Origin of the sequence: Fusobacterium sp. JB019 (assembly GCA_030673965.1) — a bacterium.
Taxonomy (GTDB): domain Bacteria; phylum Fusobacteriota; class Fusobacteriia; order Fusobacteriales; family Fusobacteriaceae; genus Fusobacterium_B.
In genome coordinates this window covers 108,292-126,959 of record JAUTCN010000007.1, presented here as the reverse complement: position 1 = coordinate 126,959, position 18,668 = coordinate 108,292, and the positions used below count along the sequence as shown (strand labels likewise).

Annotated in this window: 21 protein-coding genes; 5 read left to right on the top strand and 16 right to left on the bottom strand. The window is 26.6% G+C overall.

Annotation, left to right across the window (positions count from 1 at the left end; translation table 11 throughout):
- Positions 1-133 precede the first annotated feature (133 nt).
- The 3 genes from Q7K47_06215 (at position 134) to Q7K47_06205 (ending at position 2,254) form a co-directional block, all read left to right on the top strand.
- The gene (locus Q7K47_06215) at positions 134-985 is read left to right on the top strand and encodes a LysR family transcriptional regulator (GenBank protein ID MDP0506815.1); all 852 of its coding nucleotides are present in this window, start codon (positions 134-136) and stop codon (positions 983-985) included.
- A 2-nt stretch (positions 986-987) separates the two neighbouring features.
- Complete coding sequence (gene ruvC, locus Q7K47_06210; GenBank protein ID MDP0506814.1) at positions 988-1,560, top strand: crossover junction endodeoxyribonuclease RuvC; 573 nt, start codon at positions 988-990, stop codon at positions 1,558-1,560.
- Positions 1,561-1,642: 82 nt separating this feature from the next.
- The gene (locus tag Q7K47_06205) at positions 1,643-2,254 is read left to right on the top strand and encodes a superoxide dismutase (GenBank protein MDP0506813.1); all 612 of its coding nucleotides are present in this window, start codon (positions 1,643-1,645) and stop codon (positions 2,252-2,254) included.
- A 31-nt stretch (positions 2,255-2,285) separates the two neighbouring features.
- Here Q7K47_06205 and trmB read toward each other — a convergent pair whose 3' ends face one another.
- The 11 genes from trmB to obgE all read right to left on the bottom strand — a co-directional run bounded on the left by trmB (position 2,286) and on the right by obgE (position 11,748).
- The gene (gene trmB / locus Q7K47_06200) at positions 2,286-2,984 is read right to left on the bottom strand and encodes a tRNA (guanosine(46)-N7)-methyltransferase TrmB (GenBank protein MDP0506812.1); all 699 of its coding nucleotides are present in this window, start codon (positions 2,982-2,984) and stop codon (positions 2,286-2,288) included.
- A 13-nt stretch (positions 2,985-2,997) separates the two neighbouring features.
- A complete protein-coding gene (locus Q7K47_06195; protein ID MDP0506811.1) occupies positions 2,998-4,221 on the bottom strand; it encodes a glycosyltransferase N-terminal domain-containing protein in 1,224 nt (407 codons plus the stop codon).
- Between the two features lie 2 nt (positions 4,222-4,223).
- Positions 4,224-4,886 carry a (d)CMP kinase gene (cmk, locus tag Q7K47_06190; protein ID MDP0506810.1) on the bottom strand — a complete coding sequence of 221 codons (663 nt, stop codon included), beginning with the start codon at positions 4,884-4,886 and terminating at the stop codon, positions 4,224-4,226.
- Between the two features lie 15 nt (positions 4,887-4,901).
- On the bottom strand, positions 4,902-5,831 hold the full coding sequence (gene prmA / locus Q7K47_06185; protein MDP0506809.1) for a 50S ribosomal protein L11 methyltransferase: 930 nt from the start codon (positions 5,829-5,831) through the stop codon (positions 4,902-4,904).
- 9 nt (positions 5,832-5,840) lie between these two features.
- Positions 5,841-6,632: a TIGR00282 family metallophosphoesterase gene (locus Q7K47_06180; GenBank protein ID MDP0506808.1), complete on the bottom strand. Its 792-nt coding sequence runs from the start codon at positions 6,630-6,632 to the stop codon at positions 5,841-5,843.
- A gap of 130 nt (positions 6,633-6,762) precedes the next feature.
- Complete coding sequence (rny, locus tag Q7K47_06175) at positions 6,763-8,328, bottom strand: ribonuclease Y (GenBank protein MDP0506807.1); 1,566 nt, start codon at positions 8,326-8,328, stop codon at positions 6,763-6,765.
- A 16-nt stretch (positions 8,329-8,344) separates the two neighbouring features.
- Positions 8,345-8,695, bottom strand: a complete 351-nt coding sequence (locus Q7K47_06170; GenBank protein MDP0506806.1) for an STAS domain-containing protein — start codon at positions 8,693-8,695, stop codon at positions 8,345-8,347.
- Between the two features lie 4 nt (positions 8,696-8,699).
- The gene (locus Q7K47_06165; protein MDP0506805.1) at positions 8,700-9,110 is read right to left on the bottom strand and encodes an ATP-binding protein; all 411 of its coding nucleotides are present in this window, start codon (positions 9,108-9,110) and stop codon (positions 8,700-8,702) included.
- Positions 9,082-9,468 (bottom strand): hypothetical protein, encoded by a 387-nt coding sequence (locus Q7K47_06160; GenBank protein MDP0506804.1) that lies wholly within the window; start codon positions 9,466-9,468, stop codon positions 9,082-9,084. Before Q7K47_06160 ends, Q7K47_06165 begins: the two co-directional genes overlap by 29 nt.
- 62 nt (positions 9,469-9,530) lie before the next feature.
- Positions 9,531-10,445, bottom strand: a complete 915-nt coding sequence (gene miaA, locus Q7K47_06155; GenBank protein MDP0506803.1) for a tRNA (adenosine(37)-N6)-dimethylallyltransferase MiaA — start codon at positions 10,443-10,445, stop codon at positions 9,531-9,533.
- Positions 10,446-10,461: 16 nt separating this feature from the next.
- Positions 10,462-11,748, bottom strand: a complete 1,287-nt coding sequence (gene obgE, locus Q7K47_06150; GenBank protein ID MDP0506802.1) for a GTPase ObgE — start codon at positions 11,746-11,748, stop codon at positions 10,462-10,464.
- A gap of 174 nt (positions 11,749-11,922) precedes the next feature.
- Between obgE and Q7K47_06145 the strand changes: the two genes are divergently transcribed.
- Entirely contained in the window at positions 11,923-12,639 is a 717-nt protein-coding gene (locus tag Q7K47_06145) for a GntR family transcriptional regulator (GenBank protein ID MDP0506801.1), read from the top strand.
- A 71-nt stretch (positions 12,640-12,710) separates the two neighbouring features.
- Here Q7K47_06145 and ptsG read toward each other — a convergent pair whose 3' ends face one another.
- Entirely contained in the window at positions 12,711-14,189 is a 1,479-nt protein-coding gene (gene ptsG, locus Q7K47_06140; protein ID MDP0506800.1) for a glucose-specific PTS transporter subunit IIBC, read from the bottom strand.
- A gap of 220 nt (positions 14,190-14,409) precedes the next feature.
- Here ptsG and Q7K47_06135 point away from each other — a divergent pair, with 220 nt between their 5' ends.
- Positions 14,410-15,525, top strand: a complete 1,116-nt coding sequence (locus Q7K47_06135; GenBank protein ID MDP0506799.1) for a helix-turn-helix domain-containing protein — start codon at positions 14,410-14,412, stop codon at positions 15,523-15,525.
- Between the two features lie 60 nt (positions 15,526-15,585).
- On the opposite strand, the gene raiA is transcribed toward Q7K47_06135, so the two are convergent.
- The 4 genes from raiA to Q7K47_06115 form a co-directional block, all read right to left on the bottom strand.
- Positions 15,586-16,134 carry a ribosome-associated translation inhibitor RaiA gene (gene raiA, locus Q7K47_06130; protein ID MDP0506798.1) on the bottom strand — a complete coding sequence of 183 codons (549 nt, stop codon included), beginning with the start codon at positions 16,132-16,134 and terminating at the stop codon, positions 15,586-15,588.
- 84 nt (positions 16,135-16,218) lie between these two features.
- A complete protein-coding gene (locus tag Q7K47_06125) occupies positions 16,219-16,902 on the bottom strand; it encodes an ABC transporter ATP-binding protein (GenBank protein MDP0506797.1) in 684 nt (227 codons plus the stop codon).
- Entirely contained in the window at positions 16,895-18,058 is a 1,164-nt protein-coding gene (locus Q7K47_06120; protein MDP0506796.1) for an ABC transporter permease, read from the bottom strand. Before Q7K47_06120 ends, Q7K47_06125 begins: the two co-directional genes overlap by 8 nt.
- Before the next feature lie 18 nt (positions 18,059-18,076).
- Positions 18,077-18,667, bottom strand: coding sequence for a carbonic anhydrase (locus Q7K47_06115; protein MDP0506795.1), 591 nt, complete (start codon positions 18,665-18,667; stop codon positions 18,077-18,079).
- Position 18,668 lies beyond the last annotated feature (1 nt).

Here is an 18,668-nt window from a genome sequence, read left to right as displayed (position 1 = left end):
GTTTGCCCTCCTTAACTTTATAAAACATTTTATATAATACCCTGCTTTAAAGATATTATAACATAGATTTTTATTATTTATTCTACTTGTGTTTAAATATTTCTAATGATAAAATATAGCTAGGAGGTGGCTTATGTTAGATTACAAAATAATTACTTTTTTAAAATTATGTGAAACTATGAATTATCATATTACTGGAGAAAAACTTCATATGACTCAACCTTCTGTAACAAATCATATTCAATCTTTAGAAAGAGAATATAATTGTAAATTATTTATATATAATAATAAAAAACTTCATATGACTAAGGAAGCTTCTATCTTAAAAAATTATGCAACAGCTGCTTATTATAATGATTTAGAATTAAGAAATAATTTAAATAAATCAAATAAAACAAAAATTAGAATGGGAGCTACTAAAACTATTGGAGATTTTGTAGTTAAAGATAATATTGTAAATTTTTTAAAAAATGAAAATTATGAATTTTCTTTAATCGTGGATAACACCGAGCATCTTTTAAAAAGTTTAGATGATAATAAATTAGATTTTGCATTAATAGAGGGTTTTTTTGATAAGGAAAAATATAATTACAGATTATATAGCACTGAGAAATTTGTTGGAATATGTTCTAAAGATCATCCATTTGCTAATAAATCTATAAAAATTCAAGATATTTTTAATGAATCTATAATTGTTAGAGAAATGGGTTCAGGAACTAGAGCTATCTTCGAAAAAGAACTAGCAGAACAAAACTATTCTCTTAAAAATTTTAAAAAAGTTACTTCCATTAGTAGTTTTGAATTAATTAAATCTTTAGTTATAGAAAATAATGCTATTTCTTTTGTATATGATATTATTTCAAAAAGTGATCCTAATCTTTCTAGTTTTGAAATAAAAGGTATACATATTATGAAAAATTTTAATTATGTTTTTTTAAAAAATACCAATGCTAAAAATTTAATAAATCTTTTTGAAAGGAAATAAAAATGAGAATTCTAGGAATAGATCCTGGTACTGCTATTGTAGGTTTTTCAATAGTAGACTATGAAAATAAAAAAATAAAATTAATTGATTATGGATGTATCTTCACTGAAAAAGGTCTTCCTATGGAAGAAAGGCTTTTACAAATATTTGATCAATTGGAAGAAATTATAGATAAATATTCACCTGAACATATGGCTGTTGAAGAATTATTTTATTTCAAAAATAATAAAACAGTTATTTCAGTTGGAGAAGCTAGGGGAGTTATTCTTTTAGCTGGTCAAAAAAATAGTTTAAAAATTAAAAGTTATACTCCACTTCAAGTAAAGATTGGAATTACTGGATATGGTAGAGCTGAGAAAAAGCAAGTGCAATTAATGGTCAAAAGTATTTTAAAAATGAAAGAAATACCTACCCCAGATGATGCTGCTGATGCTATTGCTATTGCTATAACTCATATTAATTCTTTAAACAATATGCAATATGGCATTAGTTCTTCTTCTAATATTTCAACTAAAAATATAACAAAAAATAAAATGTCAGTTAAAGAATTTAGAGAACTTTGCTTAAAAAAATAAATTTATTTAAAATTTGATTTTTATTATTTATATAATATAATTATAGTATGTACAATATTTTTTACTAACCAAGGAGGTATTTATGAACACACATTATCCTTTTAAATTACAACCACTAAACTTTGATTATTCCGAGCTAGAACCTTGCATTTCTAAAAGAACTTTAGAATTTCATCATGACAAGCATTTGCTTGGTTATACTAATAATTTAAATAAAGCTTTAGAAAATGCTCCTGAATTGCAAGGACATTCCCTTAATTATATTTTAAGCAACTTGAAAAAAGTTCCTGAAGATATTAGAACAGCAATAACTAATAATGGTGGTGGAGTTTTTAATCATGTATTTTATTTTGAAGCTTTAACTAAGGCTGAAACTAAAGAAATACCTGAAAAATTAAAATTAAAATTAGAAGAAAATTTTGGTTCTGTTGATAAATTTTTAGAAGAGTTTAAAAAGACCGCCCTTACACATTTTGGATCAGGATGGGCTTGGCTAGTATTAGATAAAGACAATTCTCTTAAAATTGTAAGCACTTCTAATCAAGAAACACCTTTAAAAAATGATCTTAAACCTCTTCTTACTATTGATGTTTGGGAACACGCTTATTATCTTGACTATCAAAACCTAAGAGGTAGTTATATTGATAACTTCATTAAAATCATTGATTGGGATGTAGTTGCAAATCGTTTGTAAACAAAAAAAAAGGATGCTATGCATCCTTTTTTTATTTAATTTTTTCTATTTCTATATAATTAATATTTTTTTGAAATTTATTTAAAAATAATTGTTCAAATTCTGTTAAAATATTATCTTCAGATTTTTCACTATTATGTAAATCTGGAGTATTGTACACAACTTTATAATTTTTTAATTCTTTTGATAATTCAAGAACATCTTCATAATAAACATCATGATCTGTTTTAAAAAATAATTTTCCTCCTACTTTTAATACTTTATCTAAAGTTTCAAATAAAGGAAGTTGAATAATTCTATTTTTTTCATTTCCTTCCCAAGGATCTGGGAAATTTATGTACATTCCTGTTATTTCATTTTCTCCTACAAATTCAGGAATTTCTTCTCCATATCTTCTTATAAATAGAACATTTTCAAGGTTGCTTCTTTTTGCTTTTCTTCCAGAAGAATGAAGTCTTTTAAATCTAAGTTCTATTGCCATATGATTTCTTTCTGGATATTTCTCACACATACCTATTGCAAAATTTCCACTTCCTGATCCTATTTCTATATATATTGGATTTTCATTCCCAAAATATTCTTTCCATTTTCCTTTGTATGAATCCATTATTTCTCTATCATACATTATATATTCTGGATATTCTTTTAATCTTTCCATATAAGGGTTATAATTTTTTTTAGGTCTCTTAAAAAAATGATTCCAGTATTCTTTTTTTGTTTGTTCTCCCATTATTCCTCCAACTTTAATTTATTAATTCTTTTATTTCTTTTAATATTTTATCTGCCACATTTTTATTTTTATTGAAGAAATCTTCTATCTCTTCATTCTTAATTTCATGATTTTCTATTTTTTTTATTATTTTTAATATATCTTCAGATGTCTCAACTTTAAATCCTATATTTCTTTTCAAAATTTCCTTTGATATATCCTTTACATTTTGAAGATATTTTCCAAAAATAGGAGTTTTTCTATAATATAAAGGTTCAAGTAAACTATGCCCTCCTATATTTACAAGAGTTCCCCCTACAAAAGCTACATCACTAATAGAATAGAATTTTCTTAATATTCCCATTTTATCAACTATTAATATATCCTTTTTTTCTTTAATTTCACTTAATTTTTCAAACGAAAATTTATTTTCTTCTATTAATTTTTCTAATTTTGGAATTCTCTCTAAATGTCTTGGAACTAAAACTAAAAGATAGTTTTCTAAATGTTTAAAAACTTCAAGTAATACCTCATCTTCTCCAGTTCTAGTGCTTCCTGCAACAAATATTTTTCTATTTCCTGCCTTTATCTTATTTTTTAATTCCTCTTTTTCTTTTTTTGAATAATCTTCTAATTCAATATCAAATTTTAAATTTCCTACTACAGAAACTTTAGAAGGAGTAGCTCCTATTTTTTTTATTCTATCTGCATCTATTTCTGTTTGCATATAGAATTTATCTATTCTTCCTGTTAATAAAGCTTTAGTTATAAATCTTAGCTTTAAATATTTCTTATAACTTCTATCTGATATTCTACCGTTTACTAAAATTACTTTTCCTTTTTTTGAATTTAATTTTATTAAATTTGGCCAAATTTCTGTTTCTACAATAACTAATAACTTTACATTTATTTTAGATAAAATTTTTCTTATTAAAAAATAATCATCTATTGGAAAATAACAAATATTTATTCTACTTTCAGCTTTATACTTTTTTTTAGCTGTAGCATAGCCAGTATCTGTAAACATTGTTATTAAAATTTCTTCTTTTCTTTCTAATAACATTTTTCTTATTAAAGAATCTGATAAATTTATTTCCCCTACTGAAGAACAATGAATCCAAATATAGTCTTTTCCATTTTTTAAATTTCTAAATCCTTGAAAGATTCTTTTTTTTATAAAATTTCTTTTTTTTCTACTAAATAAACTTATTATAATCAAAGGTATATATAAAATTAACCTTAAAAAATTATATATCATTATTATTCACCTTTTTTTTCTTTTATATATTTTCCTAAAAATTCAACTGTCTCATCTATTTCCATAGAACTAGAATCTAATTCAATAGCATCTTCTGCTTTTTTCAAAGGACTTTCAGCTCTATGAGAATCTATATAATCTCTTTCTTTTATACTTTTTAAAACTTTATCATAATCTTCCTGTATTCCTTTTTCTGCATAATCCTTAACTCTTCTTCTAGCTCTTTCTTCTGGAGAAGCTATTAAAAATATTTTTAAATCTGCATTAGGAAATACAACTGTTCCTATATCTCTTCCATCTAAAACTACATTTTTACCAAAACTAATTTCTCTTTGAAGATCTACTAATTTCTCTCTAACTTCTTTTATTTTAGCAGCAAACGATACTTTTTCTGTAACTCTCGGTGTCCTTATATCCAAAGAAACATCTTTTCCATTTAATATAAATTTTCCATCCACTATATCTATTTTTATTAACGGCAATATCTCTTTAATTTTAACTATATCATCAAAATTTATATTATTGTTTAAAAAGTATAAAGCTACCATTCTATACATAGCTCCTGTATCTAAATAAGTTAAATTAAACTCTTTTGATAAAAGTTTAGCAATTGTACTTTTACCACTTCCAGCAGGACCATCTATAGCCATTACAAAATTTCCCATATCATTTCCTCCCTTTTATGCTCTCATTAAAATTGCTCTCCATTCTTTATCTGCTTTTATTTCTAATATTTCTAACCCTTCTTCTTCTATAGCTTTTTTCATTTCTTCTAATTTATCTTCTATTATTCCTGAGAAGATTATCAATCCATCTTTTTTAACAACCTTAGATATATCTTTAAGTAATATTAATAATACATCTGCTAATATATTTGCTACAACTACATCAAATTTATCTTCTTTTACAACTGAGATTAAATCCCCTGCATAAGCTTTAGCTTTTTCTAAAGAAACCTTATTTAACTCAAGATTTTCCTTAGCTACTTCTACTGCCATAGGATCAATATCTGTTCCTATTATTTCCTTTGCTCCTAATTTTTCAGCAGCAACCATTAAAATTCCTGATCCTGTTCCTACATCTATTACTCTATCCTCTTTACTTATATTTTCTTCCATCAACTTTATGCATAAAGAAGTTGTAGGGTGTGTCCCTGTTCCAAAAGCTCTCCCAGGATCTATTTCTATTATCAATTCATTTTCTAAAGGTTCATAATCTCTCCATGTAGGTTTTACAACAAACCTATTACTTATTTTTTGAGTATAGAAATATTTTTTCCAACTGTTTTGATAATCCTCTTCATCATAATCATAAAAATCTATTGTATAAACAATATCTTCTCTCTCTGAAAATTTTTCTTCAAAAGCATTAACTATTGCTTTTCTTCTTTTTTCAGCATAAAAATTTAAAGGAAAATATGCCGAAATTGCATGATCCACCATAAGAAAATCCTTTTCATTTTTATAAAAATCTAGTGCATTTCTATGAGTCATAGGTTCTTCTATTTTAAGACCAGTTGCTCCAAAATCATAAAATATATCTCCTATTTCTTTTTTAGATTTCTCTATATCTTCACTTTCAAAAATAACTTTTATTTCTTCAACTTTCATTTTAACTCCTTAAAATATTTCTATTTGGGATAAAGACATGTTTATTCTCTCTATACTAGTACATTCTCCTGTTTCTTCATCTATTTCAATTTCTAATCCATTTAATCTTTCTTTTCCAGTAGCTATCTCAAATCTTTGAGGAAGACACTCTAGAAATTTAGGAATGATTGATTTTGCATCCATCCCTATAACTCCATTATCTGATCCTGTCATTCCAACATCTGATATGTAACCAGTTCCCTCTAATAGAATTTTTTCATCTGCTGTTTGAACATGAGTATGTGTCCCATATAAAACAGAAATTTTACCATCAAAATATCTACTCATAGCTATTTTTTCTGATGTTGCCTCTGCATGAAAATCAACTATAATTATCTTACATTTTTCTCTTATCTCATCTATTACTTCTGAAAATCTTGTAAAAGGACAATCAGTAGGTGGCATGAAAACTCTTCCTTGTAAAGATACTACTCCTACATTTATTCCTGATTTACTTTTTACTACTGTATATCCTTTTCCTGGCACTCCTTTTGGATAATTTAATGGTCTAAGTAATCTATTATTTCCTTCTAAATATGTATATATATCTTTTTTATCCCAAATATGGTTTCCACTTGTAATAACATCTACTCCTAAAGCATAGAATTCTTCTGCTATTTTTGATGTAATTCCAAATCCTGCTGCTGAATTTTCTCCATTGGCTATTATAAAATCATATTTTTCTTTAAATTTCTTAACATACTCTTCGAATGTTTTTCTCCCTGGTCTTCCTACAATATCTCCAACTACTAATACTCTCATACTTCCTTCTTTCTATTTTAAAATTTTATATTATACCTAATAATTATAACATTTTTTATACTAAAATCAAAATTTAAAATCTTTTACATAAAAAAAGAGAGTACCTTAATACTCTCTATTTTTTTCTTATTTACTTTGCGTATTCTGTTGCTCTAGTTTCTCTTAAAATAGTAACTTTTATTTGTCCTGGATACTGCATTGTTTCTTCTATTTTTTTAGCCATATCTCTTGCCATAACAGTTGCTTCATCATCACTTACAACATCTGGATTGATTATAATTCTAATCTCTCTACCAGCTTGAATTGCATAAGATGATTCTACTCCTTTAAATGATTTTGCTATTTCTTCTAAATCAGATAGTCTTTTTAAATAAGAAGATAAAGTTTCCATTCTAGCTCCTGGTCTAGATGCTGAAACGGCATCCCCAGCTTGAACTAAAACTGCCTCTACTGTTTTTGCTTCTACTTCATTATGATGTGCTTTAACTGCATTTATAACAGCTTCTTTTTCTCCGAATTTCTTTAAGAATTCTGCACCTATAATAGCATGAGAAGATTCTGTTTCATGAGTCAATACTTTACCTATATCATGTAATAAACCTGCTCTTTTAGCTAGTTTTGTATTTGCTCCTAATTCAGCTGCTAAGTTAGCTGCTAATTTAGCAACTTCTATTGAATGTACTAAAACATTTTGTCCGTAACTTGTTCTATATTTTAATCTTCCTAATACTTTAACAATTTCAGGATGAACTCCTTGTACTCCTACTTCTATTAAAGCTTGTTCCCCTGCTTCTAATATATCTTTTTCAATTTCTTTTCTAGATTTATTAACTAGTTCTTCTATTTTTCCTGGGTGTATTCTTCCATCTGCTATTAATTTATCTATTGCTCTCTTGGCAATTTCTCTCTTAACACCATCATAACTTGAAAGTACAACTGCTTCTGGAGTATCATCAATTATTATATCTACTCCTGTTAAAGTTTCAATAGTTCTAATATTTCTTCCTTCTCTTCCTATAATTCTTCCTTTCATCTCATCATTTGGAAGATTTACTACTGATACAGTTGAATCAACAACATATTCTGATGCTGCCTTTCCTATAACAGTTGAAAGAATTCTTTTAGAAATATCATCCTTTGTTTCTTTTAATCTCGCTTCGTATTCTTTAATTGCTACTGCAGATTCATGAGCTAAATTATCCTTTAACTTAACTATCAATAATTCCTTTGCTTCTTCTTTTGAAAGACCAGATATTCTTTCTAATTCATTTTCTTCTTTTTCTATTAATTCTTGTATTTCTACTTTTTTATTTTCTAATTCCTTTGTTTTATCTTCTAAAACAACTGTTTTTTCTTCTATTTTTTCTAATTTATTATCTAAATTCTCTTCTTTTTTTGTTAATCTTAATTCTTTTTGAGCTATTTCATTTTTAGCTATTTTTATCTCTTTATCTGCTTCCTCTTTTAAATGATAAACTGTTTCTTTAGCTTTAAGTTCTACATCTTTTCTTAAGATGTTAGCTTCAGCTTCAGCATTTTTTAATATTTCTTTTGATTTTATTTGAGCTTTTAATTGTTCATCTTCCATATCTCTTAATTCTAATATTTTTTTATCTATTGAGGATTTTTTGTATACTACTGCAAAAATTATCGCGAATCCTAGTATCCCTGTCCCTATCCCTAGCATATAACCCATATTTTCACTTCCTTATTTATTTTTTAAAGCTATCTAAAGCCTCTTTTTCATTTTCAAATATTTCAAATATTTCATCCAAACCAATCATTTCAAATATAGATGCAATATGATCGTTTAAGTTTGAAAGTTTAATATCTCCACCCATCTCTTTTGCTGATTTTAATTTTCCTCTTAATATCCCCATTGCTAAACTATTAATATGAACTAATTCTTTGAAATTTATGATAAATTTACTTTCACCATTTTCCATTTCTTTTGAAATTTTTTCTTTTAATTTTGGTGCCACTAAAGCATCTAATTCTCCTGTAACTTCTATTATAGTTACATCTCCTTCTTTCCTGTCTACTATATTAAAATTCGCATCCATACTATTATTTCCCCTCCTTGATTTTCTTTTCAACTTTAAACTTTGTTCCATTTGACTTCTTCTCAATTTTAAAGTTATCAGACATTTTTTTAGCTATTTTAAGACCCATTCCGCCTTCTTCTTTGCTGATTTTTTCATCATCAAAACCTACACCATTATCTTCTACTACTAATTTAACAATATTTCCATCTTTTTCAACTGTTATAATTAGTTCTCCTGGCTGATATTGATAACCATGTTCCACAACATTGGTAGCTAATTCGTCTACTATTGTTAAAATTTCCATAATATTTCTCTTTTCTATACTATGAAGATTTAAATAAGTTTTTATTAATGATCTAATAACGGAAAGATTTTCCAAAGCTGAGGAAACAAGAAGTTTTATCTCATTTTTTTTCAATACCTTTTCTTCCATTTTCCACCCTCTCTATTTTCCATTTTCCTTTTGTAAGCTTATATTCTCCATGCAAATAAATTACTTCTTCTGAAAAAATTAAACCTATAATATTTCTTGCATTATTCCCTTGAATTTCAGCCTTACTAAAAACAATTTTTATATTTTCAAAATTATATTTTTTTAATTCTTCAATAGTTTTTCTGTTGTAAATACTCTTTTTAAAATCACTTTCTATAGCTGAGATATTATTTTTTTTTATATTAGTTTTTATATGTTTAAAGAAAATATTAATATCTTCATCTGCAACTTTTATTTGATTGTTAGAGCACGATATAAATAAAAAAACTAACCCAAGGAAAAACACTACTTTTTTCATAATTATAACTCCTATTATACACTATTTTATGATATCATAACTAGTTACATTTATCAAGTTAATTATTCGTCTATCTTTGATGAATAAAGCTTTTGAATCTTTGATATTATCTCATCTTCAGACAATTTTTCAACATCTATAGATATGTACTCTTCTTCTTTTTTAAACCAAGTTATCTGTCTTTTAGCATACCTTCTTGAATTTTTTTTAATAGCATTTACAGCTTCATCTAGAGTTAATTTATTTTCTAAATAATCTATAAGTTCGTTATATCCAATTATATTTATCTTTTTTAAAATTTCTCCAGTGTATTTATCATACAAAGATTTTACTTCTTCTAAAAGACCTTGGTCCATCATTATGTCTACTCTTTTATTTATTCTTTCGTATAAATTTTTTCTATCTCTTGTTAGATATAACTTTAAAAATTTATAATTATTATTTTTTATATTCTTTTTAGAAATTTCTGAGAATTTATTCCCGGTTAAAATACAAACTTCCAAAGCTCTCTCCACTCTTTTTCTATTATTTTCATGGATATTATTAGCAGCTTCCTCATCTAATGATTTTAATTTTTCTAAAAGTTCTGAATCAGAATATTTTTTCATTTCTTCTCTTAATTTTTTATCTGCCTTAGGTAAATCAGCTAACCCTTCAGTTATAGATTTTATATAAAGACCAGTTCCTCCAGTTAATACTATATCTTCATTTTTTTCTTCTTTTTCTTTTAAAATTTTATCAACTTCTTTTTGATAATCTCCAACGCTATATTTTTCAATAGGTTCTACTATATCAAGCATATAATGCTTAATTCCCTGCTTTTCTTCTTCTGTTATTTTAGCAGTACCTACATTCATTCCTTTGTATACTTGGGCTGAATCTGCAGAAATTATGTCTCCTTGTAATAATTTAGCTATTTTTAAAGACAACTCTGTTTTTCCTACTCCAGTAGGACCAGCTATAACTATTCCTATCATTTATCGCTCCTTATTTTTAATCCCAGTATTCAAATTCTACATCTATTATTCTTATAGTATCTCCGTCTTGTACTCCTGCTTCTCTTAGGGCTGTTTCTAATCCTAAGTTTTTAAGCATATGAACAAAAGTAATTACAGATTCTTCATCATAAGTAATTACATATTTTGCTAATACTCCATCAACCATAGCTCCATCAACTTGATAGAATCCTTCTTCAACTTCTGTAATAATAAATGGCGGTTTATCACTTTTTTGTGATTTTATAACTTCAATTACGCTTTCTTCTTCTTCAAGAGGTTCTCTTTCCATATTTTCAAGCATAGTATAAGTTTCGTTTATCACTTCTTTTATCCCTTCTCCTAATATAACTGATATTGGATAAACTTTAACTCCATCTTTTTCTACATATTTTTTAAACTCTTCATATTTTTCTGTTTCCCATAATAAATCCATTTTATTTGCTAAAACTATTTGTTTTTTATTAGCTAGTTTTTTACTAAATCTAGTTAATTCTTGGTTTATTTTATTATAGTCTTCAATAGGATCTCTTCCTTCTATTCCTGAAACATCAACAATATGATATATCATTTTACATCTTTCAATATGTCTTAAGAATTTATCTCCTAATCCAACTCCTTCGCTAGCCCCTTCAATAAGTCCTGGAATATCTGCAATAACAAAAGATCTTCCTTCTCCTAATCTTATAACCCCTAATTTAGGTTCAAGAGTTGTAAAATGATATGCTCCAACTTTTGATTTAGCTGAAGATACTTTATTTATTAAACTAGATTTTCCTACTGACGGATAACCTACAAGAGCAACATCAGCTAAAAGTTTTAATTCTAACTTAACTTTCACTTCTGCTCCTTCTCTTCCTTTTTCTGCCATTTTAGGAGCTCTTCTTATTGAATTTTTAAATTTTTCATTTCCAAATCCACCTTTTCCACCTCTTAAAAATACTCTAGTATCCCCTGGAACATTCATATCTAACAATAACTTTCCACTTTCAAAATCTCTAACTTGAGTTCCAACTGGAACTTTTATTATTAAATCCTCTCCATTTTTACCAAAGCATCTTTTTTTTGCTCCGTTACCACCATTTCCAGCTTGGAATTTCTTTTTAAATTTAAAGTCTACAAGAGTATTTACATTAGGATCAGCTACAAATCTAACTTCTCCACCTCTTCCTCCATCTCCACCATCTGGACCTCCAAATTGGATATATTTTTCTCTTCTAAATGTCGCTGCTCCATCTCCACCGTTTCCAGCTTTGACTGTGATTATAACCTCATCTATAAACATTTTCAATCTCCTTAATTCTTGTTTTTATTTAAAATAATCATATTTATTCACTATATTATAACATTTTTTATTCCTTATAGATATTTTTTTTTATTGTTTTTGTTGAAAAAATCATTTGTTTATGTTAAACTAAATTAAAAAGTGGTATATACCACTAATGCAGGAGGTATAATTTTGATAGACCATAACAATCCACTCCCTTTGTATTATCAATTAGCTAATTTAATAAGAAAAGAAATTGAACAAGGATTATATAAAGAAGGAGATAAAATTCCATCAGAAAGGGATTTAAAAGAAAAATTTAAAATTAGTCGAGTTACTGTGAATAAAGCCATTAACCTTTTAATTGAAGATGGATTTTTAACTAGAAAAAGAGGACAAGGAACTTTTATTAACAGTTCTAAAGTTGAATTTTTTCCTGGACTCTTAGGATTTACTGAAATAATAAAAAATAAAAATATGATACCTTCTAGTAAAGTTATTTTAAAAAAAATTATAAATCCTGATAAGTTTTTATGTGAAAAATTAAAAATTTCTAAAACAGATAAGGTCATGTTTACTGAAAGAATTAGACTAGCTAATAATCAAATAATCAATTTAGAAAAATCATATATTCCTTTAAAATTATGTGAAAATTTATTTAATATTGATTTATCTACTCATTCTATTTATAAAGAACTAAGTAAAAAAGGTTATAAACCTTCTAAAGCAACTCAAGAAATTAAAGCTATTCTTTCAGACGAAGAACTTAGCAAATACTTAAAAATATCTTTAAATGAAGCTGTTCTAAAAAATACTAGATTAACTTTTTCTAAAGAAACGCCTATACAATATTCTATAAATTATTATAAAGGAGACATCTATTCAATCATTATGTCTATTAATAATTAAAAAAGCTCACATTAAATGTGAGCTTTTTTATTGCGTGTTGTGTGTTGTGTTTATTTTGTGAAAAATTTATTTTACATTCCTGTCATTTCTTTTAAGTCATTACAAATAAATTGAGCTTTTGCTCCAAATATTGCTTGAACTCCATTTGATCCTACTTTTAAAACTCCTGATGCTCCTAATTTTTTAAGCTCAGAATCTTTTACTGAAGATGTGTCTTTAACTTCAACTCTTAATCTTGTTATACAAGCATCTAAAGAAACTAAGTTTTCTTTTCCACCTAAAGCTTCTAATACAGATACTGCTAATTCATTTCCTTCTACCAAAGAAGCTTCTTCAGTTGTTTCTTCTCTTCCTGGAGTCATTAGATTCCATTTTCTTATTGCAAATCTAAATCCAAAGTAGTAAATTACTGCTAAGATTAATCCTACTACTATTACAAGGTACCAACGAGTTTGGAATCCTGAAGTTCCTGGTAATACACCAAATACTACATAGTCAATTAATCCTCCTGAGAATGTCATTCCTATTCTAACTTTTAACATATTCATTAGCATAAATGATAATCCTGCAAATATACAGTGGAATCCGTATAATACTGGTGCAACAAATAAGAAAGCGAATTCAATTGGCTCTGTTATTCCAGTTAAGAAAGCTGTTAAAGCTGCTGAGAATAAAATACCTGCTGCAACTTTTTTCTTATCAGATTTTGCTTCATGATACATAGCTAATGCTGCTGCTGGAAGTCCAAACATCATGAATGGGAACTTACCAGTCATAAATTTACCTGCACCTTGATAAGAAGCTGATGAGAAGTTTGTTACTCCATCTTTAAGCATTGCAAACCAAATTGCTTGGTCTCCATTTATTACTTGACCTGCATGATTTGTATAATCTCCAAATTGGAACCAGAAAGGTGCATAGAAGATATGATGTAATCCAAAAGGAATTAAAGATCTTTCTATTACTCCGAATATAAAAGTTGATATGTTTGTATTAGTTCCGTTTGCTAAATAACTAAGTTTAGCAAGACCTATTTGAACTGGTCTCCAAACTGCTGGCATTGCAAGACCAATTAAGAAAGCAACAACTGCTGTTACTATTGGAACTAATCTTTTTCCTGCGAAGAACCCTAAAAATGGTGGTAACTCAGTTTTATAGAATTTTTTATAACAAACTGCTGCGATAATACCTGCGATTAATCCACCAAATACTCCTGTTTGTAATGTAGGAATTCCCATTACCATTGCATAAGCTGGATTACCTGCATCTATTCCCGCTTGTGCCCCTGAAACAATTCCCATTGTCATGTTCATTACTAATATTGCTACTACTGATGCTAAAGCTGCAACTCCGTCTCCTCCAACAAGACCAATTGCAACACCTACTGCAAATAATAATGGTAAGTTAGCGAATATTACTCCCCCAGCTTGCTCCATTAATGGAATACCTAATTTGTTACCAAATGCTAAAAATAATCCTGCTGCTGGTAAAATAGCAACTGGTGTCATTAAAGCTTTACCTATTTTTTGTACTTCTGCAAAAACTTTCACTTTCACATTCCCCCTTTAATATTTTGTTTTTCGTTTCACTTTATGTATTGTTTTTTTTGTTTATGTAAGAAAATGATAACTTTTTATTTTAAAATTGTCAAGTTTTTTTTCATTTTTTTTGAGCTTTTTTTATTTTATCTCACTTTTAATTTGATTTTATACGTCTTATATAGTAATATAAAATTAACAAATATTTTCAAAGAAAAGGAGGTTTTTCGGCATGGATGAAAAAAATGATATTCAAATAAAAAGATTTAAGATAATTGAGCCTTTTTTAAGAAAAGAAAAAAAGCTTAGAGAAATAGAACTTGAATCTGGAATATCCTACGCCACTTTAAAAAGATGGACTAAAGCCTATAAAGAAAATGGAATAATAGGCTTAGACAAAAAAAGAAGAGAAGATAAAAATTCTTTTAAATCTGTAGATAAAGAAGAAATTAATTTAATAAAAAAACTATGTAAAAACAGTGATGATGGAAATATTTCTAAATTATACAACAAATACACTTCTTTTTTTAAAAATAAAAAATATAATATAAGTTATCCAACATTCTATAGAATAGTCAATAACATAGATCATTTTTTCAAAAAATCATCTGATTTTCATTTGAAAAAAATAAAAAAAGAAAATGAAATATATGTTGTTATAGAGATTCCAACATATATTCTAGTAAATTTAGATGCTAAAATTAAAAAAGTTCCAAATTTAATTATTATGTTTGATGCCTCTAATCTTGAAGTAATAAATTTTTCTATTGCTTTTGAAACTTCAAATATTTATTCATTACTTGGATTTATAAGGCAAAGTATTTTAAAAGTTTCCTCTTTAAATGGTAAACTGAAAATGCCTAAAGAAATTTTAATAGATACTAAAAATTCTATTCCTAGAAATGTTGCAAAATCAATATTTGATGTAACTACAATAAAGGTTTCTGAATATTCTTATAATTATCATAATGATGAATTGTTAAGATTTTTAAATTTTTTAAAAGAAGATTTATATAAAGAATTTAAATTAAAAAATAAAAACATCACTTCTGATGAATTAATCACTTTTTTAAATTCTTATATATATTTAGATTCAACAAAATACAATTATATTATTGAACCTAAGTTATTAGAAAAACAATTTCATTTCAGAATACTAGATGTTTTCTTACAATCTTCCACTAGAAAAATTTATTCATCTGCTATTAGATTTAAAAATTTATTGTATAAAGATGAATTTCTAAAAAATTTAGAGGGGAAAGAAATTGAAATTAAATCAAATCCTTTAGATTATAATTTTTTACATTTATTTTCAAATGGAAAATTTATTGGTATGGTAGAGTTCTGAAAAGCAAAAAATAAAAAATAGTGCAACTTAATTGCACTATTTTTATTTAAACTTTGATTTTTATTTCTCTATTCTAGGTTCTATATGAGCATAGTTTCCATTTCTTTTCTTATAAACTACATTCATTTCTTCTGTATCTCCATTAAAGAAAACATAGAAATCTTTACCCATTGTCTCCATTTGAAGTATTGCTTCCTCTAAGTTCATAGGTTTAGCTTCTATTTCAACCTTAACTATTTTTTTAGTCCAATTAGTTGATACCTCATTTGATTCCATATTAAATTTAAATGTTCTGGCAGATGAAGTCACATTATCATCTCTCAACTTAGATTTATATTTTCTAACCTGTCCCTCTAAAATTGATGCCGCTTTATCTATAGCCACATATAAATCTTTTTCTGTTGAAACAGATTTTAATATGTTTCCATTAACATTGGCAATCATCTCAGCTGTATGTGATGGTCCTGTTTTTAATTTAACTGCTGATAAAGTTACTACAACATCTCCTATACGATTAAAATATTTTTCCAATTTTACTACTCTTTTTTCAGCATAATCATTAATCGCATCAGTTATTAACAAGTGTCTTCCTACTATAGAAATTTTCATACATCATCACTCCTCCGGGTGTCATCACCCTCTGTTGTTATAATATTATTCTACATAAACTTAATATTTCCTTTTTTTTATTTTTTATTTTTCTAAAATTAATTTCCCCTGTTTTACAAAGTATTGCTTATTTGTAATATTTGCAAGCTCTTTAGAATGGGTAACTACTATTATTGTTTGATTATTTTCTTTATTTATTTTTTTTAATAAATTGTGAATATCCTCACTAGTTTCCTCATCTAAGTTTCCTGTAGGCTCATCCGCCAAAATAATTTTAGGATTATTTACAAGAGCTCTAGCTATAGCTACTCTTTGTTTTTCTCCTCCAGATAATTCGCTTGGCTTATGATTATATCTTTCTTCTAATCCTACTTTTTTTAAAAGATCTTTAGCTTTATTTTCTATGTTTTTTTTATCTGAAAAATTTTGAACTAGACATGGAATCATAACATTTTCTAAAGCTGTAAATTCTGGAAGTAAATAATGAAATTGAAAAACAAATCCCAAATCTTTATTTTTTAACCTATCTATATTGTTAGACTCAAATTTGTCAATTTTGTTATTATTTATATATATTTCTCCACTATCAAAATTATCTAACAGTCCTATTATTCCTAATAATGTTGATTTTCCTGATCCAGATTTACCTAAAATTGATATGAAATCTCCTTCTTCAACTTCTAAATTTAAATCTTTTAAAATATGTAAATTTTCAGTTTTCCCTTTATATGTTTTATTTATATTTTTTAATTCTAAAATATTACTCATGCCTTAAAGCCTCCATTGTTTCTAGCTTTCCTGCTTTATAAGCTGGAAATACACTTGATATAAAAACTACTATTAAATTTAATAAAATTATTACTGAAATTTCTTTATATGAAATTTCCACAGGAACTTTACTTATATAATATATTGAAGTTATCCCACTAAGAGTATAATTTTCCAAAATCCAAAGTATTCCTAAAGACATGAAAATACCAATAATAATACCTGTCAATCCTATCATCATTCCTTCTAATAAAAATATTTTCATAACACTTTTATTAGAAATTCCCATAGCTCTCATTATTCCTATATCTTTTATTTTTTCTCTTACTAGCATATTCATAATTACCCAAATAACAAAGGCTGCTATTAAAATAATCAAAGAAAAAACAACCACCATAACTGTTTTTTCAAGTGATAAAGCTGATAACAAGTTTCTATTTTGATCTCCCCAAGTTCTATTAAATAAATTATATTTTTCAAATAAAATATTAGATACTTTTTTAGCATGGTAAGGATTCTTTAAATTTATTTCCAAACTAGAAACTTCATCATCTAAATAAAGCATATATTGAGCAGTTTTTAAGGGGATTATTACCATATTCATGTCATACTCATAATAGCCACTCTCAAAAACTCCAGTTATAATTAACGGGATTTCTTGATTTTCTGAAGAAACTAATGTTAACTTATCCCCTATATTAGCCATCATATCTTTATATAATTCTTTTCCAATATAAATTCCATTTTTTTTGTTTAAATCAATCTTCCCTTCTACTATTCTTTTGTTTAAATCCATAGCTTTATCAGCTTTTTCAATATCAAACCCATCTATTTTAACTCCAGAAACATAATCTCCATATTCATTTTTATATTTCAATAATCCTTGAGAAGATATTTTTGGAACAATACCTTTTATTTCATTTATCCTCTTAATCTCTTTTTCTAAAGTGTTATAAGACTTTCTGACTCTTGTATCAACAACGCTGATATGGCTACCTAAAGACAATATACTGTTAATCATATTTTTATCTAAGCCATTTGATATTCCTAAAGAAACTATCAATACAGTTATCCCTATTGTCACTCCTAGAATCCCTATTAAACTTTGCTTTTTCTTTTGAAATATATGCTTTTTTGCTATAAAAAATTCAAACATCTCTACTCCAATCAAAAATTATCTTCCTAATTCATCCCATCCATTAATTCTTAAGTCAAGTTTTCCAGTTTCAGGATCCATTATAAGCCCATGAACAGCAACATCTTTTGGCATTAAAGGATGATTTTTAACTTCTGATACTGTTTCCTCTAAAGAACTTTCAACTGATTCAAACCCTGTTAACCATTCTTTTACTTTTATTCCTGCGTTAGAAAGTAAACTCATAGTATCTTCCCCTATTCCTCTATTTATCATTTTATCAACTAATGCTTCTGTATTTATATTACTCATTCCACAGTGTAAGTGAGCTACTACATAAACTTCCTTTACTTCAAATTCATAAACACAAACTAAAATGCTTCTCATTACACTGCCAAAAGGATGAACTACAACTCCTCCTGCATTTTTTATAAATTTAGCATCTCCATTTTTTAAATTCATTGCTTTTGGTAATAATTCTGTAAGTCTTGTATCCATACATGATAATACTACTATTTCTTTATCTGGATATTTTGTAGTTTTAAATTTTTCATAATCTTTATTTTCTACAAACCCATTATTAAAATCCATTATACTTTTTAAATGTCCCTTTTCATTTTTAATTTCCATT

Excerpts from the sequence above, each read along its gene's own strand:
- Q7K47_06215 (MDP0506815.1), top strand. The coding sequence starts at position 134 with ATGTTAGATTACAAAATAATTACTTTTTTAAAATTATGTGAAACTATG.
- ruvC (MDP0506814.1), top strand. The coding sequence starts at position 988 with ATGAGAATTCTAGGAATAGATCCTGGTACTGCTATTGTAGGTTTTTCA.
- Q7K47_06205 (MDP0506813.1), top strand. The coding sequence starts at position 1,643 with ATGAACACACATTATCCTTTTAAATTACAACCACTAAACTTTGATTAT.
- trmB (MDP0506812.1), bottom strand. The coding sequence starts at position 2,984 with ATGGGAGAACAAACAAAAAAAGAATACTGGAATCATTTTTTTAAGAGA.
- Q7K47_06195 (MDP0506811.1), bottom strand. The coding sequence starts at position 4,221 with ATGATATATAATTTTTTAAGGTTAATTTTATATATACCTTTGATTATA.
- cmk (MDP0506810.1), bottom strand. The coding sequence starts at position 4,886 with ATGGGAAATTTTGTAATGGCTATAGATGGTCCTGCTGGAAGTGGTAAA.
- prmA (MDP0506809.1), bottom strand. The coding sequence starts at position 5,831 with ATGAAAGTTGAAGAAATAAAAGTTATTTTTGAAAGTGAAGATATAGAG.
- Q7K47_06180 (MDP0506808.1), bottom strand. The coding sequence starts at position 6,632 with ATGAGAGTATTAGTAGTTGGAGATATTGTAGGAAGACCAGGGAGAAAA.
- rny (MDP0506807.1), bottom strand. The coding sequence starts at position 8,328 with ATGGGTTATATGCTAGGGATAGGGACAGGGATACTAGGATTCGCGATA.
- Q7K47_06170 (MDP0506806.1), bottom strand. The coding sequence starts at position 8,695 with ATGGATGCGAATTTTAATATAGTAGACAGGAAAGAAGGAGATGTAACT.
- Q7K47_06165 (MDP0506805.1), bottom strand. The coding sequence starts at position 9,110 with ATGGAAGAAAAGGTATTGAAAAAAAATGAGATAAAACTTCTTGTTTCC.
- Q7K47_06160 (MDP0506804.1), bottom strand. The coding sequence starts at position 9,468 with ATGAAAAAAGTAGTGTTTTTCCTTGGGTTAGTTTTTTTATTTATATCG.
- miaA (MDP0506803.1), bottom strand. The coding sequence starts at position 10,445 with ATGATAGGAATAGTTATAGCTGGTCCTACTGGAGTAGGAAAAACAGAG.
- obgE (MDP0506802.1), bottom strand. The coding sequence starts at position 11,748 with ATGTTTATAGATGAGGTTATAATCACAGTCAAAGCTGGAAACGGTGGA.
- Q7K47_06135 (MDP0506799.1), top strand. The coding sequence starts at position 14,410 with ATGGATGAAAAAAATGATATTCAAATAAAAAGATTTAAGATAATTGAG.
- raiA (MDP0506798.1), bottom strand. The coding sequence starts at position 16,134 with ATGAAAATTTCTATAGTAGGAAGACACTTGTTAATAACTGATGCGATT.
- Q7K47_06125 (MDP0506797.1), bottom strand. The coding sequence starts at position 16,902 with ATGAGTAATATTTTAGAATTAAAAAATATAAATAAAACATATAAAGGG.
- Q7K47_06120 (MDP0506796.1), bottom strand. The coding sequence starts at position 18,058 with ATGTTTGAATTTTTTATAGCAAAAAAGCATATATTTCAAAAGAAAAAG.
- Q7K47_06115 (MDP0506795.1), bottom strand. The coding sequence starts at position 18,667 with ATGGAAATTAAAAATGAAAAGGGACATTTAAAAAGTATAATGGATTTT.